Origin of the sequence: Phocaeicola sp. RTP21198st1_B8_RTP21198_201120 (assembly GCF_040929485.1) — a bacterium.
GTDB lineage: Bacteria > Bacteroidota > Bacteroidia > Bacteroidales > Bacteroidaceae > Phocaeicola > Phocaeicola dorei.
Genome location: NZ_JBCOCI010000035.1, coordinates 13410 through 34903 on the forward strand (window position 1 = coordinate 13410; position 21494 = coordinate 34903).

At 51.0% G+C, this 21494-nt stretch carries 14 protein-coding genes; 8 read left to right on the forward strand and 6 right to left on the reverse strand.

Going from position 1 to position 21494, the window contains the following annotated elements:
• Nucleotides 1–9: 9 nt before the first annotated feature.
• The 4 genes from ftcD to AB5935_RS13610 form a co-directional block, all read right to left on the reverse strand.
• Entirely contained in the window at nucleotides 10–912 is a 903-nt protein-coding gene (gene ftcD / locus AB5935_RS13595; RefSeq protein WP_008655302.1) for a glutamate formimidoyltransferase, read from the reverse strand.
• An 8-nt stretch (nucleotides 913–920) separates the two neighbouring features.
• Nucleotides 921–2918 (reverse strand): urocanate hydratase, encoded by a 1998-nt coding sequence (locus AB5935_RS13600; protein WP_007846896.1) that lies wholly within the window; start codon nucleotides 2916–2918, stop codon nucleotides 921–923.
• A gap of 243 nt (nucleotides 2919–3161) precedes the next feature.
• The gene (locus AB5935_RS13605; protein ID WP_038611506.1) at nucleotides 3162–4193 is read right to left on the reverse strand and encodes a helix-turn-helix transcriptional regulator; all 1032 of its coding nucleotides are present in this window, start codon (nucleotides 4191–4193) and stop codon (nucleotides 3162–3164) included.
• 165 nt (nucleotides 4194–4358) lie between these two features.
• Nucleotides 4359–7220 carry a UvrB domain 3-containing protein gene (locus tag AB5935_RS13610; protein WP_229570797.1) on the reverse strand — a complete coding sequence of 954 codons (2862 nt, stop codon included), beginning with the start codon at nucleotides 7218–7220 and terminating at the stop codon, nucleotides 4359–4361.
• Between the two features lie 339 nt (nucleotides 7221–7559).
• Between AB5935_RS13610 and AB5935_RS13615 the strand changes: the two genes are divergently transcribed.
• Both AB5935_RS13615 and AB5935_RS13620 read left to right on the forward strand, forming a co-directional pair.
• A complete protein-coding gene (locus AB5935_RS13615; RefSeq protein WP_368242013.1) occupies nucleotides 7560–8795 on the forward strand; it encodes a site-specific integrase in 1236 nt (411 codons plus the stop codon).
• A gap of 11 nt (nucleotides 8796–8806) precedes the next feature.
• Nucleotides 8807–9169, forward strand: coding sequence for a hypothetical protein (locus AB5935_RS13620; RefSeq protein ID WP_004291423.1), 363 nt, complete (start codon nucleotides 8807–8809; stop codon nucleotides 9167–9169).
• Between the two features lie 77 nt (nucleotides 9170–9246).
• Here AB5935_RS13620 and AB5935_RS13625 read toward each other — a convergent pair whose 3' ends face one another.
• Nucleotides 9247–9552 carry a helix-turn-helix domain-containing protein gene (locus tag AB5935_RS13625; protein WP_004291424.1) on the reverse strand — a complete coding sequence of 102 codons (306 nt, stop codon included), beginning with the start codon at nucleotides 9550–9552 and terminating at the stop codon, nucleotides 9247–9249.
• A 31-nt stretch (nucleotides 9553–9583) separates the two neighbouring features.
• Nucleotides 9584–9883 carry a helix-turn-helix domain-containing protein gene (locus AB5935_RS13630; RefSeq protein ID WP_004291426.1) on the reverse strand — a complete coding sequence of 100 codons (300 nt, stop codon included), beginning with the start codon at nucleotides 9881–9883 and terminating at the stop codon, nucleotides 9584–9586.
• Nucleotides 9884–10084: 201 nt separating this feature from the next.
• Between AB5935_RS13630 and AB5935_RS13635 the strand changes: the two genes are divergently transcribed.
• Genes AB5935_RS13635 through AB5935_RS13660 form a run of 6 tightly spaced genes read left to right on the forward strand, consistent with a single transcriptional unit; the run spans nucleotide 10085 to nucleotide 20962 of the window.
• Nucleotides 10085–10447 (forward strand): helix-turn-helix domain-containing protein, encoded by a 363-nt coding sequence (locus AB5935_RS13635; RefSeq protein ID WP_004304264.1) that lies wholly within the window; start codon nucleotides 10085–10087, stop codon nucleotides 10445–10447.
• 3 nt (nucleotides 10448–10450) lie between these two features.
• Nucleotides 10451–10801: a helix-turn-helix domain-containing protein gene (locus AB5935_RS13640; RefSeq protein ID WP_004291454.1), complete on the forward strand. Its 351-nt coding sequence runs from the start codon at nucleotides 10451–10453 to the stop codon at nucleotides 10799–10801.
• A 20-nt stretch (nucleotides 10802–10821) separates the two neighbouring features.
• On the forward strand, nucleotides 10822–12393 hold the full coding sequence (locus tag AB5935_RS13645) for a DUF3945 domain-containing protein (RefSeq protein ID WP_004291455.1): 1572 nt from the start codon (nucleotides 10822–10824) through the stop codon (nucleotides 12391–12393).
• Nucleotides 12394–12453: 60 nt separating this feature from the next.
• The gene (gene topB, locus AB5935_RS13650) at nucleotides 12454–14541 is read left to right on the forward strand and encodes a type IA DNA topoisomerase (RefSeq protein ID WP_004291456.1); all 2088 of its coding nucleotides are present in this window, start codon (nucleotides 12454–12456) and stop codon (nucleotides 14539–14541) included.
• A gap of 27 nt (nucleotides 14542–14568) precedes the next feature.
• Nucleotides 14569–15156: a DUF1896 domain-containing protein gene (locus AB5935_RS13655; RefSeq protein WP_004291461.1), complete on the forward strand. Its 588-nt coding sequence runs from the start codon at nucleotides 14569–14571 to the stop codon at nucleotides 15154–15156.
• Entirely contained in the window at nucleotides 15146–20962 is a 5817-nt protein-coding gene (locus AB5935_RS13660) for an N-6 DNA methylase (RefSeq protein ID WP_004291462.1), read from the forward strand. The genes AB5935_RS13655 and AB5935_RS13660 overlap by 11 nt, the downstream gene beginning before the upstream one ends.
• Nucleotides 20963–21494: the final 532 nt, after the last annotated feature.

Below are 21494 nucleotides of genomic sequence, written 5' to 3' on the forward strand. Positions count from 1 at the left end.
TGTTCTTGTTTATTCCATGATACGTGCTTCCAGCACTTGTTGCATGGAGAAGTTTTCCAATCCCAGATAGTAAGAGGCAGTGTCTATCAAGGCCTCCATAGGAACAAGTCCTACGATTTCGCTGCCGATGATGCTTACTCCGTAGCGTTTGGCTTCAAAACGTACCATTTCGAATGCCCGGTAGATAGCGGTTTTACTATAGTCGGTGAGATTCATGGATACCTGAGTGATACCCCGATCCTTCAGTTCCACGCCCATGGCCTTGCAATAGCGCAGTCCGCCACCGATAAAACGGATTTTCTTGGCAATGTCATGCGCTATTTCTAGGCTGGGAGTATTGAGATTTATATTGTAGGCAACTAAGGGCATACGGGCTCCGATGGCTACAGTTCCAGCAGTGGGGTGACGTTCCGCAGGACCAAAATCGGGATGCCATTCGGGTTGGTGAATCTTTTCCTTCATTCCTTCGAATTCTCCTTTACGGATGACAGCAAGATTTTCACGATGTGGTGCACTAGCTGATTTTTCATATAAGAATACAGGGAGATTATATTGAGAGGCCACCCGTTGTCCCACTTCTTTGGACACCGCTATAGCATCTTCCATGGTACATCCTTTGATGGGAATGAATGGAACTACATCTACAGCTCCCATACGGGGGTGCTGTCCTTGGTGATGGTTCAGGTCAATTAGTTCTACTGCTATACCGATAGCTTCTATCACAGCTTCTTTCAAGGCGTCCGGTTCTCCAACGACGGTAACTACCAGCCGGTTGTGGTCTTCATCGTTACTATAATCCAATAATTTTACGCCTGCCTTGGCACGAAACGGAGATACAATCTCGTCTATTTTTTGTAAGTCACGTCCTTCGCTGAAGTTGGGGACGCATTCCATAATTTTTGTCCAGTTCATAATATCACTTATTTAATTCCTTTATCTTTTAATATTTTATTGATTAATGAGTCTTCTGCTAGATGCGGCAGGGTGATATGATAACCATCGGCATGGCTTTCGTTGAACTCCGCCGAAGTTTCCATGGCATGAGGGTTGCGTGCCCACGAACGGCGTGCCACTCCTCCCATTACATCCCATAACATGGATGAGCGGAGAATACGGTCTACCCGTTCACTGCCGTCGCATACCATTCCGAATCCGCCATTGATGGCTTTACCTATACCTACACCACCTCCATTGTGCAAAGCGACAAGGCTCATGCCCCGGGCACAATTTCCGGCAAAGCATTGCACAGCCATATCTGCCATTACATTGCTGCCGTCCTTGATATTGGAAGTTTCCCGGAAAGGAGAGTCGGTACCGCTTACATCGTGGTGGTCACGTCCCAACATGATAGGACCTACCTCGCCCCGGCGTACCATTTCATTGAAACGCAGTGCGATATTCATACGTCCCAGTGCGTCTTGATACAGAATTCGTGCTTGGGTCCCTACCACCAGGTTATTTTTTTCGGCGTCGCGAATCCATATCCAGTTGTCCATATCCTGTCCGCGGCGATCTTTAGGGATACACTCCATAGCAGCATGGTCGGTCTTTATCAAATCTTCCTTTTTTCCGCTCAGGCATACCCAGCGGAAGGGGCCGTAACCATAATCGAAAAGTTGGGGTCCCATGATATCCTCTACATAGGACGGCCAGATGAATCCATCCTTCTCGTCTGTTCCATTGCGTGAGATTTCTTTCACTCCAGCGTCATAAATCGCTTTCATGAAAGAATTGCCATAATCGAAGAAATAAGTGCCCCGTGCCACCAGTTCCTTGATAACATGGAAATGGCGGCGCAAAGTTTCGTCCACCATTTTATCAAAAGTTTCTCTGTCTTCTTTCAGCATACGGGTACGTTCTTCGAATGAGATACCTGCAGGACAATAACCGCCTTCGTAAACGGCATGGCAGGAAGTCTGGTCACTGAGAAGTTCGATGTGGATGTTGTGATGTAGCGCATACTCCAACAGATTGACTACATTGCCATGGTAGGCTATGGAGCAGGGGATTCGTCGGGCCATGGCATCGGTAGCCAGCCGGTAGGCTTCAGACAAATCGGATGTGATATGCTGTACCCACCCTTGGCGGTGGCGGGTTTCTATGCGTGAATAATCTACTTCGGCTATGATGGCCACTGCTCCGGCTATCTCTGCCGCTTTGGGTTGTGCGCCACTCATTCCGCCTAATCCGGAGGATACGAAAAGATGGCCGTTCAGGTTACCGTTCTGAGGTACTCCTAATTTCATGCGGCCGGCATTTAATAAGGTGTTGAATGTGCCGTGTACAATGCCTTGGGGACCGATGTACATCCAGCCTCCGGCCGTCATCTGTCCATAATTGGCTACTCCCATCTGCGCGGCGATTTCCCAGTCTTTCTGGTTGTCGAACATGCCTACCATCATGGAGTTGGTGATGATGACGCGGGGGGCTTCGGGATGTGATTGGAATAAGCCCAAAGGATGGCCGCTTTCTACCACCAGGGTCTGTTCATTGGTCATTATCTCCAGATACTGCTTGATAAGCCGGTATTGCATCCAGTTCTGACAAACTTGTCCGGTTTCGCCGTATGTCACCAGTTCGTAAGGATAAAGGGCGATATCAAATGAAAGGTTGTTGTCTATCATGACTTGGAATGCTTTCCCTTCGATGCAATTCCCTTTGTATTCGTCAATGGGCTTTGCTTTCAAATCACCTTCGGGCCGGAAACGGTAACCGTATATTTTGCCCCTGGTAAGTAATTCGTCCGTCAATTCGGGAGCGAGTTGCTCATGCAGTTCCACAGGAATGTACCGCAATGCATTCCTCAACGCCGTTTCCGTTTGGGCGGGTGTCAAGCGGTAGCCCCGGTCGGGAGCGCGGCGGATGCCTTCCGTGAATGTAGGATAGGCAGGTAAGTCATTGGATAAAGTGATAGTCATAGTATGTAAGTGTTTTGTCACAAAGATAGCAAAACTACTGGAATACTATAAGTTTGAGAATATGTTTAGTGACATAAAGTTATATAAACTCAGTATAATATATTGTTGATTTTAGAAATACAGCGATGGCATGTGCTATGGGAGGCTCTCCGGATTTGTTTTAAGTAAAATAATTATTATTCAATACTAATAGAATAGTGATAATTGTCGCTTACAGGTATAGTATCTTCATAGTATACAGGTTTAGTCTTTATACATTTGGAGAACACGCTGTGCCATTTCTTTCATTTCTTGACGTAAGGTAACCGGAGCCATTACCTCAACGCTATCGCCAAAGGAACGTAGAAGTGAACGTAATTCATAGTTGTCTTGTACTTTCAGTCGAACCTCCCATTTGCCGTCGGCTTGTTTGCTGTTTAGCACAGATTGAGACTCATGCAGCGGCTTTGTTGTAATGTAATTCCGCGCCTGGTCGGTAACGTGCAAAATGACATTTTCCACAGGGGCGCCTTCAACTACGGAAACGCCGACCACGTCACTAAAGAACTCTTCAAAATCAAAGTCATTGTCCAGAGGCTCAAAGGTTCGGGTCGTTTCCTTTATTCCTTCAATCCGGTCTATCGCATAGTTGGACATTTTATCGAAGTCTTTGCGTTTCGCCACCAAGAACCAGCGATTATTGTACTGTTTCAAGTGATAGGGGCTCACCACAACTGTTCTGACATCTTTACCGAATGGATGGTAATTTATTTCTATTACTTTCTTTGCTACAATAGCTTCGAATATGGGCTTGTACCATTTGTCTATACCTGTAAGGTATTGGTTGTGCTGGAAACTGACTGCCTTTTGAGTCTCACTGCCTAGTTTTGAAGTGGTATAAAGTTTCTTTTCCAGGTCATCCAGCCAGTCGAACTGAGGAACACCTTCAAAGCGTTTCATGATGGCGGCGGCTTCGAGTATACAATCCATTTCTTCTTGGGAAGGACCGGATTCGGCCATAGTCTTTGAACCGACTGCATAGCGGTAATACTTTTTATGGCCGTCTTGGATTCTGTCGATAATGACTCCGTACATCAATTCCATATCGTTCATATCGTCAAAGATTTGACGACGCTGTACTCCTTCGGCACCTTTTGAACCGCTATCACCATTCTGTCGTTCAAGTGCCATACGGCAGGCCTCGATGAGATCGTTCATGTAGTATTTTCTGGTTCTGCTGCTAAAGCATTTGTCTAAAGCTCTGTATCGAGCCATCGCGTTTTTATTTGTTGCCATCGCCTTCTGTTTTATGACTGTTTTTTATTTTGGTACAAAGTAAAATAGCAACTGTGCATTCTTGCCGCACAGCTACTATAAATTTCACTTTTCCATGCGGAATAACGCCCTGTCTGTCATGGCATAAAGTTTTCAATGTCTTCTGTCCGGATTAGTCTTTCTGGTTTATTCGTTATGTCTGGTTTCGTCTATGATTTCGCCGAATTTCTCTGCGGTTTCCTTGATGTCGGTGAACTCAGATCGTTTCATGCCGCTTAAGCCGGTACTTGTCCATTCGCTGAGGTCATCAGCAAAAACACCTTTGTTCATACGGTCCAGATAGTTTGCGGATAAACCGTCAGGCATATTTTTCAGATCCATCATGCCGATACGTTGTACAAAGTATGCATAATCGCCGTCGATGATGATGTTCTTGTGCGCTGCCATCTTATAGATTGACATCCAATGACGCTTTTTGGTGAATAGCGGAGTGTAACTTTGCGCTTTCAGAATGCTGCGTTTCAAAAGGTCCATCTTCTCTTCTTCGTTCATCTTGTTAATAGGACACTCTGCCACCTTTTGGACAGGCTCATCCTCTTCGGAATTATCCCTGCTGTAAGTATCCATTTCGTAAGAGGCTGCAGGAGCTGAAGGATACATAACAGGAACGGTGACTCCCGAATTGTCAAGTTCACAACCTGCCATTTCCAAGTCTGTAATGCTGACCATTACGGCATAGATATACATGCTGACCACCATGTGGATGGCTGGAGCAACCTCTGCATCGGGGAGTTCCGGAGCATGGTGAACGTTCTCGTTTCTCCACTTTGAAATACACTTGTAGTAGGTTTCAAAAGTGTTCAATTTCGGATTTTTGCCATGATTATAGTAGAGGTTATCTATTTCATGGAAAGTCTTTACAATGGCCACCCAACCGTCTGCACCTTTTGTAGACATAAATTGTTCTCCCTCTTTCAGGTAATAGAGTTTGCGGAGGAATGCCTCATACTTGGGCAACAATGCTGCGAATATCACTTTCAAGTCTACCGGCTCGTTCTCACCACGATAGAACTTGTTCAATTGATTTGGAATCATGGTGTTCAGACCATCCAAGTTTTTCACAGTATGGGTCTTCAAGATGGCGAAAAGACAATCGAGCACTTCTTCAAGTTCACGATAGCCGTGTCCGCAGAGTTCACTGAAAGTATCTTCTAGTTTCTCAAACATCACATCTTTAAGCAACTCCTCATTATATTCAAGCACGTTACTTGTATGGAAACTTTGCCCCAGGAAGGTTACCAGCATGTTTAAGAATTCCTCATTGAATGCTTGGTTGCTGTTGAGCAGTTTCTTCAAGTTGATATACTTGCCTAACTGTGTTGCGACTTTTTTGTTGAACTCCTTTTCTACCATCTTCAACAGGCTGGAACGAGAGTTTTCTGCGCTGAATGCCTGCTTTATGTTGGGGTCATTTCTCAACTGGCGCAGCAACTCAAGGATGATCTGGTCATTTTCGTTAAGAAAACCTTCATAAGGCTCGTTCATCATGTGGATGAGATGATCGAGATGATCAAACTCCTTCTCCCCGCCGCTAATGCCAGCAGTACTTGGAGGCGTCAGTTCACCATCTTCTCCTTCTAATGTGATACAGCCCTGTTCTGCCAGCTGGATACGATACTTGTCGAGGTCAATCTTTTCCAAGATGTCCAGTGGCAAAGTCTCCTTAGTATAAGGCAGGTATTTGTAGTAGAGCTTGCAGAACATGTAGAAACGTTCCAAGTCAGGATCAAGGAATTTCATTAACTGAGCAAGCAATCCGTACTGGCGGATGTAACGGTTCACTTCCTTGCGGATGAGTTCCTGTTCCTCTTCAGGTAACGGTTTCACATATTCGTTTACCAGTTGTCCTAAGATAGATGGAATGCCGGCTATCTGTTGTTCATCTCCGCAGAGCAATAAGGTTACCACCTTATCTATATCGTTCTGTGTAAAGAGTTTCCTGCGCTCGATGTCATTCTTATATTCATAGATGTTCGACGGGTTATAGTTTCCTTGCAACCAGGTCGTATCATAGTAGGGCTCGAATGCAGCCTTTATGTCTTCGTGTTTGTTTACGAAGTCGATAATCAGGGTATCTTGCTTGTCGGGATGGCAGCGGTTCAAACGACTCAGCGTTTGGATGCACTGCACACCGCCTAGCTTTCTGTCTACAAACATAGTATGGAGTAAAGGCTGGTCGAATCCGGTCTGGAACTTGTCGGCTACGACTAAGAACCTTTGATTAGGCTGTTTGAATTCAACGGCAATGCCGTTGTCTTTGATTCCGAAGCCGTTTATTTTCTCCTCTGTATATTTGTTGCCATTGATTTCTACTTCACCACTGAATGCCACAAGTGCTTTTATCTCGCCATTGTATTTCTCTTTCAACCGGCGTGTGATGGCTTGGTGGAACAATATGGCGTTGGCGCGGCTGGAAGTCACTACAATGGCTTTGGCCTGCCCTTTCATCTTTTGGGCAGAGTGCTGCATGAAGTAGTCTACCATCATATTGGCTTTGTAGTTGATGACGTATGGGTGCTGGTTCACATATTGCATCATCAAACGGAGTGCGTTCTGCTTTTCGTATTCAGGTGTGTCTTCAGGAAGGTCTATCTTGCTTACCAGCTCAAACATGGTCTGGAAGGTGGTATAGTTTTTCAGCACGTCAAGGATAAAGCCTTCCTCGATGGCTTGTTTCATGGAATAGGTGTCGAATGCCTTTCCGTTACGGCCATAGAGTGCAAAAGTCTGTGACTTTGGTGTGGCTGTGAAAGCAAAGTAACTGATATGGCCGCTATTGATGCTGCGGGCAGCTTGCAGTTCGGCCAACATTTGGTCTTGCATATTGTTCTCGGCTTCACGGCTCTCAATTCCAAACTCTTCTACTGTTTCGCGAAGTTCATTCTTGTCGGTGAGAACTTGACGCACATTGTGCGATGCTTGCTTGCCAAAGGCTGTATGCGCTTCGTCTATGATGACAGCGAAGTGTGAACCGGCAGCCTCCTTCAACTTAGGTAATGCAAAGTTACTACAAAAAAGTGAAATGCGGAAAGATATAGTGATAGAATTGAGTTACAAGGGTTTTGGTTGAAGTGGCGATAATCCGTGAAGCCATTACAATCCCTGCCGAAGCCAAATCCTGACGCCGCTACGTTACTTGTTCGTAACCATGCCCGAAAATGCGACAAACGGGTACGAATAGCGAAACAAGGCTCTAAGGAATAGTGAGTTATCCATAACTCATGCGAAAAATCAGGTTACGGAAAAAGATTGCGCCGTTCCTCCCCGTTTTGCGTACCAACACCGGACTCTTCACCAACTAATTTTGAAACCCAAAAATTAAGGACAATGAAGAGTACATTTTCAGTAATCTACTACCTCAAGCGTCAGGTAGTGAAAAAGGACGGGACAGTTCCCGTCATGGGACGCATCACGGTGGACGGCAGCCAGACGCAGTTCAGCTGCAAACTGACTGTCGATCCGAAACTGTGGGACACCAAAGGTGGACGTGTCACGGGCAGAAGCACGGCGGCACTCGAAACGAACCGTATGCTTGACAAGATGCGGGTACGCATCAACAGGCATTATCAGGAAATCATGGAGCGTGACAACTTCGTCACGGCGGAGAAGGTGAAGAACGCCTTTCTCGGACTGGAACACCGCTACCACACGCTGATGCAGGTGTTCCGCCAGCACAACGAGGACTACGAGAAGCAGGTGGAGGCAGGCATGAAAGCCAAAGGCACGCTGCTGAAGTACCGCACCGTTTACAAGCACATGCAAGAGTTCCTCGACATCCGCTACCATGTGAAGGACATCGCCCTAAAAGAGCTTACCCCGGCTTTCATCTCCGACTTCGAGATGTTCCTGCGCACGGACAAGCACTGCTGCACCAATACCGTGTGGCTGTACGTCTGCCCGTTACGGACGATGGTATTCATCGCCATCAACAACGAGTGGCTGACGCGCGACCCGTTCCGCGAGTATGAAATCAAGAAGGAGGAAACAACACGCAGTTTCCTGACCAAAGATGAGATCCGCCTGCTGATGGAGGGGAAACTGAAAAACGCCAAACAGGAATTGTACCGCGACCTCTACCTGTTCTGCGCCTTCACGGGGCTGTCGTTCGCGGATATGCGCAACCTTACGGAAGAGAATATCCGCACCTACTTCGACGAACACGAGTGGATAAACATCAACCGCCAGAAAACGGGCGTGGTGTCCAACATCCGCCTGCTCGACATCGCCAACCGCATAATCGGCAAATACCGGGGACTGTGCGGGGACGGCAGGATATTTCCCGTTCCGCATTATAACACGTGCCTTGCCGGTATCCGTGCCGTCGCCAAGCGTTGCGGCATCACCAAGCATATCACGTGGCATCAGAGCCGCCACACGGCAGCCACGACGATATTCCTCTCCAACGGTGTTCCCATCGAAACGGTCAGCTCCATGCTCGGACACAAGAGCATAAAGACGACGCAGATTTACGCAAAGATAACCAAAGAGAAGCTCAATCAGGACATGGAGAACCTTGCCGCAAGGTTGAACGGCATCGAGGAATTTGCAGGTTGCACCATCTAAAAAGAGAAGCCATGAAACGTGACACAATCATCATCGAGGACAAGGCAGTCAGCGTAACCGGTAACGACGTGTGGATGACCGCCACCGAAATAGCCGGATTGTTCCATACGACCGTCCCGGCAGTGAACGCCGCCATCAGAGCCGTCCGCAAGTCGGACGTGCTGAACGACTACGAGGTGTGCCGCTACATGCAGCTTGAAAACGGGCTGCACGCGGACGTGTACGCCCTTGAAATCATCATCCCGGTCGCTTTCAGGGTGAATACCTACAACACCCACCTGTTCCGCACATGGCTGGTGGGAAAGGCACTCTCACAAGAGAAACGGCAGACATACGTGATGTTCATACAGAACGGAAAAGCCGGGTATTGCTGATTGCACATACCCCATAAGACAAGTAAACGGGTAGCACCACAAAAGGTGTCACCCGTTTACTTTTTCATGAAACCGCCTCACTCCAGCGGCTTGCGGTAGTTCGCTTCCAGTACCCCGCGCAGCCCCGTTTCCGGGTAAAGCACCTTCCCTCCCAAAAGTATGAAGGGCAACACGCGGTTGTTGCGGTATTCCTGCAAGGTGCGCCGGCTCACACGGAGCAGTTCCGACACCTCGCCGTCCGTCAGGTAACGTTCCCCGTCCAGCGGAGGACGGTAGCTTTCCAGAAATGCGGACAGCCATTTCGAGCCTTTGCGCATATCCTGCACCACAGAGGCTATCGGCTCGTCTTCCATCGTAAAAACATCGTTGTTCTCGTTCATCATAACTTCGGATTCAGTGGGTGAATAAATCAAATCATCTGCCGTGCGGATAGAGCGTGCCGACAAGCGGTATCAGCCGCTTCACCTCCTCTGGCTTGTAATAGAACCTGCGGTTTATCTGCGAGTAGCCGATAAGCCGCCTGTCACGCAGCGTCTGCAACGTGCGCGGGCTTATTCTCAACTGCCCGCAGACCTCCTCGCCCGTGAGCCATCTTTCCATGCGCCCCGTGTCGCTTTTGCGCCTCAGGGCGGCGACCTTCTCCGAGAGTGCGCCGAATGCCGCCACCATCATCTCGAAAGTCTTTTTCTCGATAGATACTATTTCCATATTCATGTCATTTAGAGTTTGCCGCAAAGGTAACGAAACGGCATACAAGACGTATCGTTTTCCGCTGAAAGGCTGCCTGTTGCGCCGTTTGACCGGGTTACGGAGCCATCTTCCGCAAAAATCTTACGTGAGTCACGTAGTGAGTTGTTAAAGCCCCTTTTGTTTATTGCCGAATTTTGTCGCAGAAACAAAAAGAAAGGACTGAACATGAAAGTGATAACAATGGAAAGTTCCGCCTACAAGGAGATGATGGCGCAGATTGCGAACATCGCAGGGTACATCCGCGAGGCAAGGGACGAGAAGAAACGGAAGCGGGAAACCGAAGACAAGCTGCTTGACACGGCACAGGCGGCGAAGATGCTCAACGTGAGCAAGCGCACCATGCAGCGTATGCGCACCGACCACCGTATCGAGTATGTGGTGGTACGCGGAAGCTGCCGCTACCGCCTTTCCGAGATACTGCGGCTATTGGAGGACAACACAGTAAGGAACGAGGAAGGGACAATAGACACCCTGTTCCACAACCACACGCTGCGCACGGGCGGCAAACCAAAAGGAAGGAGGACATAGGTCATGGAACTGCTCACACGAAACAACTTCGAGGGCTGGATGCAGAAGCTGATGGAACGGCTCGACCGTCAGGACGAACTGCTGCTGGCGATGAAGGCTGAGGGGAAACAGCCCACTATCACGGAAAGCATCCGCCTTTTCGACAATCAGGATTTGTGCATGTTGCTCCAGATAAGCAAACGCACCCTCCAACGCTACCGCAGCGTAGGCGCATTGCCCTACAAGACGCTGGGCAAGAAGACCTATTACAGCGAGGAGGACGTGCTGACATTCCTTTCCAACCATATCAAGGACTTCAAAAAGGAAGATATAGCCTTCTACAAGGCTCGTATCCATAATTTCTTTCATAAATAACCCATTAAAACATTTTTCAGATGGCAAAGAAAAAAGACGAAAAGGACGTGCTGGTAGTCCGTGACGAGAAGACAGGCGAGATCAGCGTGGTAGCCGGGCTGAACGCGGACGGCACACCCAAGCGCACCCCCGCAAAAGCGGAGAACGCGCAGAGTTTCCTGCAATTCGACCGACATGGCGACGTGCTGGACAACTTCTTCAAGAACTTCTTCCGGCAGTGCAAGGAACCCAGCCGCTTCGGTTTCTACCGCATTGCGGCAGACCAAGCTGAAAATCTCTTAGAGGTGATGAAGCAACTGCTGAAAGACCCCGAAGCGAACAAGGAGCTGCTCGCCCCTCACAAGGTGGACACCTCCGACTATGAGAAGAAGGTGCAGGAAGAGATGGCAGCACAACAGACAGAGAAACAAGAACCTCAAAAACAGGAGAACATGGAACAACGGAAAGAACAGCAACAGGACAAATCCGAACAGATGCAGGGCAAACGTGGCTACCAGCCCATCGACGAGAGTAAAATCAACTGGCAGGAGCTGGAGGACAGATGGGGCGTAAAGCGGGACAACCTTGAAAAGTCCGGCGACCTTACGAAGATGCTCAACTATGGCAAGTCCGACTTGGTAAAGGTCAAACCGACCTTCGGCGGCGAATCATTCGAGCTGGACGCCCGCCTCTCCTTCAAGAAGGACGGTGAGGGAAACATCAGCCTCGTGCCGCACTTCATCCGCAAGGAGCAGAAGCTGGATGAGTACAAGGAACACAAATTCTCCGACAATGACCGGAAGAACCTCCGCGAAACGGGCAATCTCGGTAGGGTCGTGGACATTGTGGACAGGGAAACGGGCGAGATCATCCCCTCCTACATCAGCATCGACCGCAAGACGAATGAAATCACGGACATTCCGGCAAGCAGGGTGCGCATCCCGGAGCGCATCGGCAAGACGGAAATCACCACGCAGGAGCGGGACATGCTCCGCGCCGGACTGCCCGTACGCGACAAGCTCATCGAGCGCAACGACGGCAGAAAGTTCGTCACCACCCTGCAAGTGAACGTGGAGCAGCGCGGCGTGGAGTTCGTGCCGGGAACCGGCAAGTCGCCCCGTACCGCACAGACACAGGAAACCAAAGGCGACACATCGAAAAGTCAGGCGCAGGGCGGGGAAAATGCCGCACAGACCAAGAAGGAGCAACGCCGCAACACGTGGACGAACGAGGACGGCAGCATCCGCCCCATCAGCAAATGGAGCGGCGTGAGCTTCACCGACCAGCAGAAAGCCGACTATGTGGCGGGTAAAGCCGTGAAGCTGGAGAACGTGACCGACAAGCAGGGCTTCCATGCCACGATGTATATCAAGTTCAACCCGGAGAAGGGACGCCCGTACCGCTACGACACGAACCCTGACAATGCACAGCAGGTTGCTCCGTCCAACGAGAGCCGCACGCAGGTGGCGGTGAACAACGATGGCAAGACCAACGAGGCTACAAAGAATCTGAGAGAGCCGTTGCAGAAAGGTCAGACCAACCCGAAGGACGCCCGCCAGCAACAGCAGCAGGAGAAGCCGCAGAAGAAAACGGGCAAGGGCATGAAAATGTAATCCCGTGTCCGCCACTGAATCCAAAATAAAATCCAAAGTATCAACAAAAAAGAAGAAGACATGAAGACAATCATTGCAGAAAAGCCCTCCGTGGCACGTGAAATCGCCCGCATCGTGGGCGCGACAAAGAGAGAGGAAGGATATTTCGAGGGAGGCGGTTATGCCGTGACATGGGCATTCGGACACCTCGTTCAGCTTGCCATGCCCGACGGCTACGGCGTGCGCGGATTTGTCCGTGACAACCTCCCGATTATTCCCGACACATTCACGCTCGTCCCCCGTCAGGTCAGGACGGAGAAAGGTTACAAGCCCGACAGCGGCGTGGTGTCGCAGATAAAAGTCATCAAAAGACTGTTCGACACAAGCGAACATATCATCGTGGCGACCGATGCCGGACGCGAGGGAGAGCTTATCTTCCGCTACCTCTACCACTATACGGGTTGCACCACTCCTTTCGTGCGCCTGTGGATCAGCTCTCTCACCGACAAAGCTATCCGCGAGGGACTGCGGAAACTCGAAGACGGCAGCAAATACGACAACCTCTACCTCGCCGCCAAAGCGCGGAGCGAATCCGACTGGCTCGTGGGCATCAACGGCACACAGGCGTTATCCATCGCCGCCGGACACGGCACGTATTCCGTGGGGCGGGTGCAGACACCAACGTTGGCTATGGTATGTGAACGCTACTGGGAGAACCGCCGCTTTACGTCCGAAGCATTCTGGCAGCTCCATATCGCAACGGACGGTTGCGACGGCGAAGTCGTGAAATTCTCATCCTCCGAGAAATGGAAAGAGAAAGAACCGGCGATGGAACTATATAATAAGGTAAAGGCGGCAGGTTGCGCCACTGTCACGAAAGCCGAGCGCAAGGAGAAGACGGAGGAAACTCCCTTGCTCTACGACCTGACCACGCTCCAGAAAGAAGCCAACGCCAAGCACGGCTTCACGGCGGAACAGACGCTTGAAATCGCGCAGAAACTCTACGAAAAGAAGTTGATAACCTATCCGAGAACGGGAAGCCGCTACATCCCCGAAGACGTGTTTGCCGAAATTCCCAAACTGCTCGCTTTCATCGGCACACAGCCCGAATGGAAAGACAAGGTGCGGGCAAAAGCCGCCCCGACACGCCGCAGCGTGGACGACGGCAAGGTGACAGACCACCATGCCCTGCTCGTCACGGGTGAGAAACCGCTCTTCCTCTCCAAAGAGGACAATACCATCTATCAGATGATTGCCGGGCGCATGGTCGAGGCATTCTCTGAGAAATGCGTCAAGGATGTGACCACTGTCACGGCGGAATGTGCCGGAGTGGAGTTTACCGTAAAAGGCAGCGTCGTGAAGCAAACCGGATGGCGTGCCGTCTATGGCGAGGAAAAAGAGGAAATTACCATCCCCGGCTGGCAGGAAGGCGACACGCTGACACCGAAAGGCTCGTCCATTACCGAAGGAAAGACCAAACCCAAGCCGCTGCATACCGAAGCCACCCTGCTCTCGGCAATGGAAACGGCGGGCAAGGAAATTGAGGACGACGCACTGCGGCAGGCGATGAAGGACTGTGGCATCGGTACTCCCGCCACACGCGCCTCCATCATCGAAACGCTTTTCAAGCGCGGTTACATGGAACGCTGCAAGAAGTCGCTTGTTCCCACCGAAAAAGGACTTGCCCTCAATTCCGTCGTCAAGACGATGCGCATCGCCGATGTTGCCATGACGGGCGAATGGGAAAAGGAGCTGGCGCGTATCGAGCGCGGGGAACTGTCCGACGACACCTTCCGCAAGGAGATAGAGGCGTACACACGTGAGATAACCTCCGAACTGATCTCGTGCGACAAGCTCTTCGGCAGCCGTGACTCCGGCTGCGCGTGTCCCAAGTGTGGCACGGGCAGGATGCGGTTCTACGGCAAGGTGGTACGCTGCGACAACACGGAGTGCGGACTGCCCGTGTTCCGGCTGAAAGCGGGACGCACCCTGTCCGACGATGAAATCAAAGACCTGCTCACCGAAGGGCATACCAAGCTGCTCAAAGGGTTCAAGAGCAAACAGGGCAAGAGTTTCGATGCTGTTGTCGCCTTTGACGGGGAATATAACACGACTTTTGTGTTCCCGGAGGCTAAAAAGGACAAGAAATTTTCAGGACGGAAGAAATAGTATTAACTTTGCCACTTGTTCAGAGTAATGAATTGTTCTTCGATACCGGATTACACTCATACTTTGGATTTAGTGGTGGCACTCGGAGGGATACCGAGTGCCTTTTTCTTCCTTTTTCCAACCGATTATCCCGTTAATTATCAATCCGCTAAATCCAAAGTAATGAACAACAAGAAGAAAAACGAGGGTCAGACCGACTTTTCCTATTACGGTCTGTACCTGCTGGACTATCTCCGCACGAACAAGTTTGAACAGGCTGACGACACCGCTTTCATACGGGAACGGGCCGACCGTGCCGCCGAAACGTATGAGAGGGCACGGCTTGAAGGCTATCCCGCCGATGGTGCGCAGGAACTGGCGATGGACACGCTGCTGCGCGGACTGCATTATTCCCGTTACGCCATCCTCCGCGAAGTCGTGGAAAACGAGTTTGCCGATGAAGTGCCGGAAGAGAAGCGTGAAGCCTTTGTCCTGAAACTGCTGCCGCTTGTCGGCAACGTGTTCTCCGTCTATGACCTCTCGGATGACAATTTCGCCCTGTCTTCCGATTACGACCTGCTCTACACGGAGCTGACGGGAGCAACCGTCCTTTACTTAGACGAATATGGCGTTTAACCGCAAACAGAAACTGCGGGACAACATCGAGGCGATACGGACGGCATTCATCCTTGACAGGGAAAATAGGACAGCGACAACCGAAGAGCGTGCCATACTTCAAAGGTACTGCGGTTTCGGCGGTCTGAAATGTATCCTCAACCCTGCAAAGGAACTGACGGATGCCGTCCGGTGGGCGAAATCCGACCTCGAACTGTTCGCCCCGACGGTGGAGCTGCACAGGCTTATCCGTGAGAACAGCAAGGACGAAACAGAGTACAAGCGGTTTGTGGATTCGCTGAAAGCGTCCGTGCTGACCGCTTTCTACACCCCCAAAGAGATAACCGACACCATCGCGGACGTGCTGGCAGATTACAGCGTCCGCCCCGCCCGTATGCTCGAACCGTCGGCAGGTGTCGGCGTGTTCGTGGATTCCATGCTGCGGCACAGCCCCAATGCGGATGTGATGGCTTTCGAGAAGGATCTGCTCACGGGTACAATCTTGAGGCATCTCTATCCCGACCAGAAAATGCGCACCTGCGGTTTTGAGAAAATCGAAAGACCGTTCAACAATTATTTCGACTTGGCGGTGTCCAACATTCCGTTCGGTGACATTGCCGTGTTCGACGCGGAGTTTCAGCGGAGCGACTCTTTCGGCAGACGCTCCGCCCAGAAAACCATCCACAACTATTTCTTTCTCAAAGGACTGGATGCCGTGCGTGACGGCGGTATCGTGGCGTTCATCACCTCGCAAGGGGTATTGAATAGCACCAAGACCTCCGTGCGTAACGAGCTGTTCAGTCAGGCCAATCTGGTATCCGCGATACGCCTGCCCAACAACCTGTTCACGGACAACGCGGGCACGGAGGTGGGCAGTGACCTGATTGTCCTGCAAAAGAACCTCAGCAAGAAGGAAATGTCGCAGGACGAGCGGCTGATGACCGTGATACAGACGGACACGAAAACCGCCCTGACCGACAACGCCTATTTCATCCACCACCCGGAACGCATCGTGCATACGATGGCGAAACTTGACACAGACCCCTACGGGAAGCCCGCTATGGTTTATCTGCACGAGGGCAAGGCAGCAGGCATCGCCGGGGATTTGCGCCGTATGCTCGACGAGGATTTCCATTACAGGCTTGCCATGCGCTTGTATTCGGGTTCAATCCGGCAGGCAGGAACGGAAGAAAAAGTTGCCGTTCAAAATAAAGTAGAGCGTCCTGCCATAAAATTGGAAACAGTATCCTCGGCGCAGACGGTGGAAACTCCGACAGAAAAGCCGCAACCCGCAGATGAAAAGCCGGAGATAGAACCGCGCCCGCAATATTCCGCAGGCGTGCAGCTCACCCTGCTTGACCTCTGGGGGATGACGGAAGAGGTCAGCCAACCGAAAACCTCCAAAAAGAAAAAGACGGTGAAAAAGGCAGTTACGGCAAAGTCCACTCCGCCCAAACCGAAAGTCACGGTTACACCGACAGCTCCAACTGCAAAACCCGCAATGGAGAATAAGGAGGTGAAAGCGGAGAACACCGCCAAGCCTGCCGACCCGGACGACATCTATGCCACACTGGACTGGGATACCAATCCTCCCATCAACGGTTTCTATGAAATGATGATGGGTTTGACGCCGGAGCGTAGGAAAGAACTTCGGGAACTGGCAAGGCAGCATAACGAGAAACAAGTGGCGGAAAAGACGGAAGTGAAAGCCGTGCCGGAAACTTCCCGTGAGCAGCCACGACAGGAGGAAACACAGCCGGAGGCAGTCGCCGCACCTGCCGTTACAGATACCCCATCGGAAGCGGTGGGGACTTTCCTTTTCCCCGACATCGAAGCGGAAAAGCCGAAGGAGGAAGTCGTGGACCTTTCTCCGCGTGCCTACCACCGCACGCCGGAGATGCACCTGCGCGAAGGGTCGCTGGTGGCTGACCGGGGGCGTCATAACATCGGCTACCTGAAAGACATCACGCCATACGGGGCGACATTCCAGCCGCTCGACCTGAAAGGATACCAGAAGGAAAAGGCGTTGTTGTATGTGTCGCTGCGTGACGCCTACGAGCGTCTGTACCGTTATGAATCGCTCCGGCGCGAGGCAAATGTTCCGTGGCGAGAGCATCTGAATACCTGTTACGATGAGTTTGTCATGCGCTACGGCAACCTCAACGCCAAGCAGAACGTGAAGTTAGTGATGATGGATGCGGGCGGGCGCGACATCCTTTCGCTGGAACGGATGGAAAACGGAAAGTTCGTCAAGGCGGACATCTTCGAGCATCCTGTTTCCTTCGCGGTGGAGAGCCATGCCAACGTAGGCTCTCCCGAAGAAGCCCTGTCTGCGTCGCTCAACAAATATGGTACGGTCAATCTCGACTATATGCGGGAGATAACCGACAGCACGGCGGAGGATTTGCTCACTGCCCTGCAAGGGCGCATCTACTACAATCCGCTCGTGACCGGTTACGAAATCAAAGACCGTTTCATCGCCGGAAATGTCATAGAGAAAGCGGAACGCATAGAGGCATGGATGGGTGACAATCCCGAAAATGAGCGTATGCCGGAGGTGAAGCAGGCGTTGGAGGCTCTGAAAGATGCCGAGCCGCAGCGCATCGCCTTCGAGGATCTGGACTTCAATTTCGGGGAACGCTGGATTCCGACGGGTGTCTATGCCGCCTACATGAGCCGGCTGTTCGACACGGAGGTGAAAATCGCCTATTCCGCAAGCATGGACGAGTTTTCGGTGGTGTGCGGCTACCGCACCATGAAAATCACGGACGAGTTTCTGGTGAAGGGGTATTACCGGAACTATGACGGTATGCACCTCCTAAAACACGCCCTGCACAACACCTGCCCTGACATGATGAAGTCCATCGGCAAGGACGAGCATGGCAACGACATCAAGATGCGCGACAGCGAGGGAATACAACTCGCCAACGCCAAGATTGACGAGATACGAAACGGCTTCTCCGAATGGCTCGAAGAGCAGTCGCCGCAGTTCAAGGAGCGGCTTGTGACGATGTATAACCGCAAGTTCAACTGTTTCGTGCGCCCGCGCTACGACGGCTCCCATCAGACCTTTCCCGACCTCAACCTGAAAGGGCTGGCAAGCCGGGGTATCAAGAGCGTCTATCCCTCACAGATGGATTGCGTCTGGATGTTGAAACAGAACGGCGGCGGAATTTGCGACCACGAGGTGGGAACCGGTAAGACGCTGATAATGTGCATCGCCGCGCATGAGATGAAGCGTCTGAATTTGGCACACAAGCCGATGATTATCGGGCTGAAAGCCAACGTTGCGGAGATTGCAGCCACCTATCAGGCGGCATATCCCAACGCACGTATTCTGTACGCTTCGGAGAAGGACTTTTCGACCGCCAACCGTGTGCGCTTCTTCAATAATATAAAGAACAACGACTACGATTGCGTCATCATGTCGCACGACCAGTTCGGCAAGATACCGCAGTCGCCGGAATTGCAGCAGCGCATCCTGCAAGCAGAGCTTGACACGGTGGAGGAAAACCTCGAAGTGCTACGGCAGCAGGGAAAGAACGTGTCGCGGGCGATGCTGAAAGGATTGGAGAAGCGCAAGCACAACCTTGAAGCGAAGCTGGAGAAGGTGGAACACGCCATAAAGTCACGCACGGACGACGTGGTGGATTTCAAGCAGATGGGCATCGACCACATCTTCATAGATGAGAGCCACCAGTTCAAGAATCTGACTTTCAACACGCGCCACGACCGTGTGGCGGGATTGGGAAACAGCGAGGGAAGCCAGAAGGCACTTAACATGCTCTTTGCCATACGCACCATACAGGAGCGCACAGGAAAAGACTTGGGTGCGACCTTCCTCTCCGGCACGACTATCAGCAACTCACTGACTGAATTGTACCTGCTGTTCAAGTACCTGCGCCCGAAGGAGCTGGAACGGCAGGACATAAGGTGTTTCGACGCTTGGGCGGCGATATTTGCCAAGAAGACGACGGATTTTGAATTTAACGTGACGAACAATGTGGTCCAGAAGGAGCGTTTCCGCTACTTCATCAAAGTGCCGGAGCTTGCCGCCTTCTATAATGAAATCACGGACTACCGCACGGCGGAGGATGTGGGCGTTGACCGTCCTGCCAAGAACGAGATACTGCACCATATACCGCCCACGCCGGAACAGGAGGACTTCATACAGAAACTGATGCAGTTCGCCAAGACGGGCGATGCCACCTTGTTGGGCAGGCTGCCGCTTTCGGAAACGGAAGAAAAGGCGAAGATGCTCATCGCCACGGACTATGCCCGGAAAATGGCACTCGACATGCGCATGATAGACCCGAATTACGAAGATCATCCCGACAACAAAGCGAGTCACTGTGCCAAGATGATCGCGGAGTATTATCAAAAATACGACGCCCAGAAAGGCACGCAGTTCGTTTTCTCTGATTTGGGGACATACCAGCCGGGCGACGGGTGGAACGTCTATTCGGAAATCAAGCGCAAACTGACGGAGGACTACGGTATACCGCCAAGCGAGGTGCGCTTCATTCAGGAGTGCAAGACCGACAAGGCGCGGAAGGCGGTGATAGACGCCATGAACGCCGGGACGGTGCGTGTGCTGTTCGGCTCTACCTCTATGCTCGGAACGGGTGTGAACGCCCAGAAACGGTGTGTGGCTATCCATCATCTCGATACGCCGTGGCGACCGTCCGACTTGCAACAGCGTGACGGACGCGGAGTTAGGGCAGGTAATGAGATTGCCAAACATTTCGCCGGGAACAACGTGGATGTAATCATCTACGCGGTGGAGAAGTCACTGGACAGCTACAAGTTCAACCTCCTGCACTGCAAGCAGACTTTCATAAGCCAGCTCAAAAGCGGTGCGATGGGTGCGCGTACCATCGACGAGGGGGCAATGGACGAAAAATCGGGCATGAATTTCTCGGAATACATGGCGTTGCTCTCCGGCAATACCGACCTGTTGGACAAGGCGAAACTGGAAAAGCGGATCGCATCGCTCGAAGGGGAACGCAAGTCGTTCAACAAGGGCAAGCGTGATTCGGAGTTCAAGCTGGAGTCAAAGACCGGCGAGTTGCGCAACAACACGGCTTTCATAGATGCCATGACGGAGGACTGGAACCGCTTCCTGTCGGTGGTGCAGACCGACAAGGAGGGCAACCGCCTTAATATAATAAAGGTGGACGGAGTGGATTCCGCCGATGAGAAGGTCATCGGAAAGCGTTTGCAGGAGATAGCCAAGAATGCCACGACCGGAGGGTTGTACACGCAGGTCGGTGAACTTTACGGTTTTCCGATAAAGGTGGTGAGCGAAAGGATACTCAAAGAGGGATTGGAGTTCACCGACAACCGCTTCGTGGTCGAGGGGAACTACAAGTACACCTACAACAACGGGCATCTGGCGATGGCTGACCCGTTGGCCGCCGCCCGCAACTTCCTCAACGCGATGGAGAGGATACCCTCCATCATCGACCAGTACAAGGCGAAGAACGAGGTGCTGGAGATGGAGATACCGCAGTTACAGGAGATAGCGGGTAAGGTGTGGAAGAAGGAGGACGAGCTGAAGCAGTTGAAGTCCGAACTTGCCGCCCTTGACCGAAAAATTCAGCTGGAGCTTGCGCCACCCACGCCCGAAGTCGCAGAAAAGGAGAATGAAGGGCAACAGCTCAAGCCGGAAGCGGAAGATGTGAGGAACAGGCAGGCGCAATATCCCGAAAATGCACCGCCGCAGATACGCAGTCCGGCGGATAGTATCGTTGCCAACCATGTCATAATCGGGCGTCCGGGACTGTATGCCAAGGAGGAAACCCGGTCCAAAGGATTGAAAATATAACCTAAGGAATTTTATCTGAAGTATTAATAAGGGCTATCCCAAAAGGTCTAAAAGTAAATTTTATCCTTTCTGCAAGTATCTATAGGATGGCAACTGCATTTTTTTCTTTTTGGGCAGCCCTTATTAAAATTTATTCTTATTTTAGGTTATATACATTCATGTCCATTTATGTAAAAAATTCCTGCTGACCTTGTTTATGTCTTGTCAGTCACCATTTGCAAAACCATATTTGACCCTCAAAGAGGCTGAATTTGATAAGTAACTTGCTACATACTCATAATAAGGAGCTAAATAGAACACGAATGGGAAATACACAAATGCTAAACTAAAGAAGATATTGGCCAAAATAAACGCTATACCGAGAGAGAAACTTGATTTTTCAACTTCCTAAAACGGTGTTGTTCAAACATTTCTACTTATTTGTACTTGCCAGTTGAACCTACGCTTCCCTAATAAAATGTCTATGGTAAAAAGTTAAAAAATCCTCCCACTTTTGTTAGATATATTTTTTTGTGTAATTTTGTAATCGTTA

Coding starts and splice junctions, on each gene's coding strand:
- ftcD (WP_008655302.1), bottom strand. CDS start 912: ATGAACTGGACAAAAATTATGGAATGCGTCCCCAACTTCAGCGAAGGA.
- AB5935_RS13600 (WP_007846896.1), bottom strand. CDS start 2,918: ATGACTATCACTTTATCCAATGACTTACCTGCCTATCCTACATTCACG.
- AB5935_RS13605 (WP_038611506.1), bottom strand. CDS start 4,193: ATGGCAACAAATAAAAACGCGATGGCTCGATACAGAGCTTTAGACAAA.
- AB5935_RS13615 (WP_368242013.1), top strand. CDS start 7,560: ATGAAGAGTACATTTTCAGTAATCTACTACCTCAAGCGTCAGGTAGTG.
- AB5935_RS13620 (WP_004291423.1), top strand. CDS start 8,807: ATGAAACGTGACACAATCATCATCGAGGACAAGGCAGTCAGCGTAACC.
- AB5935_RS13625 (WP_004291424.1), bottom strand. CDS start 9,552: ATGATGAACGAGAACAACGATGTTTTTACGATGGAAGACGAGCCGATA.
- AB5935_RS13630 (WP_004291426.1), bottom strand. CDS start 9,883: ATGAATATGGAAATAGTATCTATCGAGAAAAAGACTTTCGAGATGATG.
- AB5935_RS13635 (WP_004304264.1), top strand. CDS start 10,085: ATGAAAGTGATAACAATGGAAAGTTCCGCCTACAAGGAGATGATGGCG.
- AB5935_RS13640 (WP_004291454.1), top strand. CDS start 10,451: ATGGAACTGCTCACACGAAACAACTTCGAGGGCTGGATGCAGAAGCTG.
- AB5935_RS13645 (WP_004291455.1), top strand. CDS start 10,822: ATGGCAAAGAAAAAAGACGAAAAGGACGTGCTGGTAGTCCGTGACGAG.
- topB (WP_004291456.1), top strand. CDS start 12,454: ATGAAGACAATCATTGCAGAAAAGCCCTCCGTGGCACGTGAAATCGCC.
- AB5935_RS13655 (WP_004291461.1), top strand. CDS start 14,569: ATGAATTGTTCTTCGATACCGGATTACACTCATACTTTGGATTTAGTG.
- AB5935_RS13660 (WP_004291462.1), top strand. CDS start 15,146: ATGGCGTTTAACCGCAAACAGAAACTGCGGGACAACATCGAGGCGATA.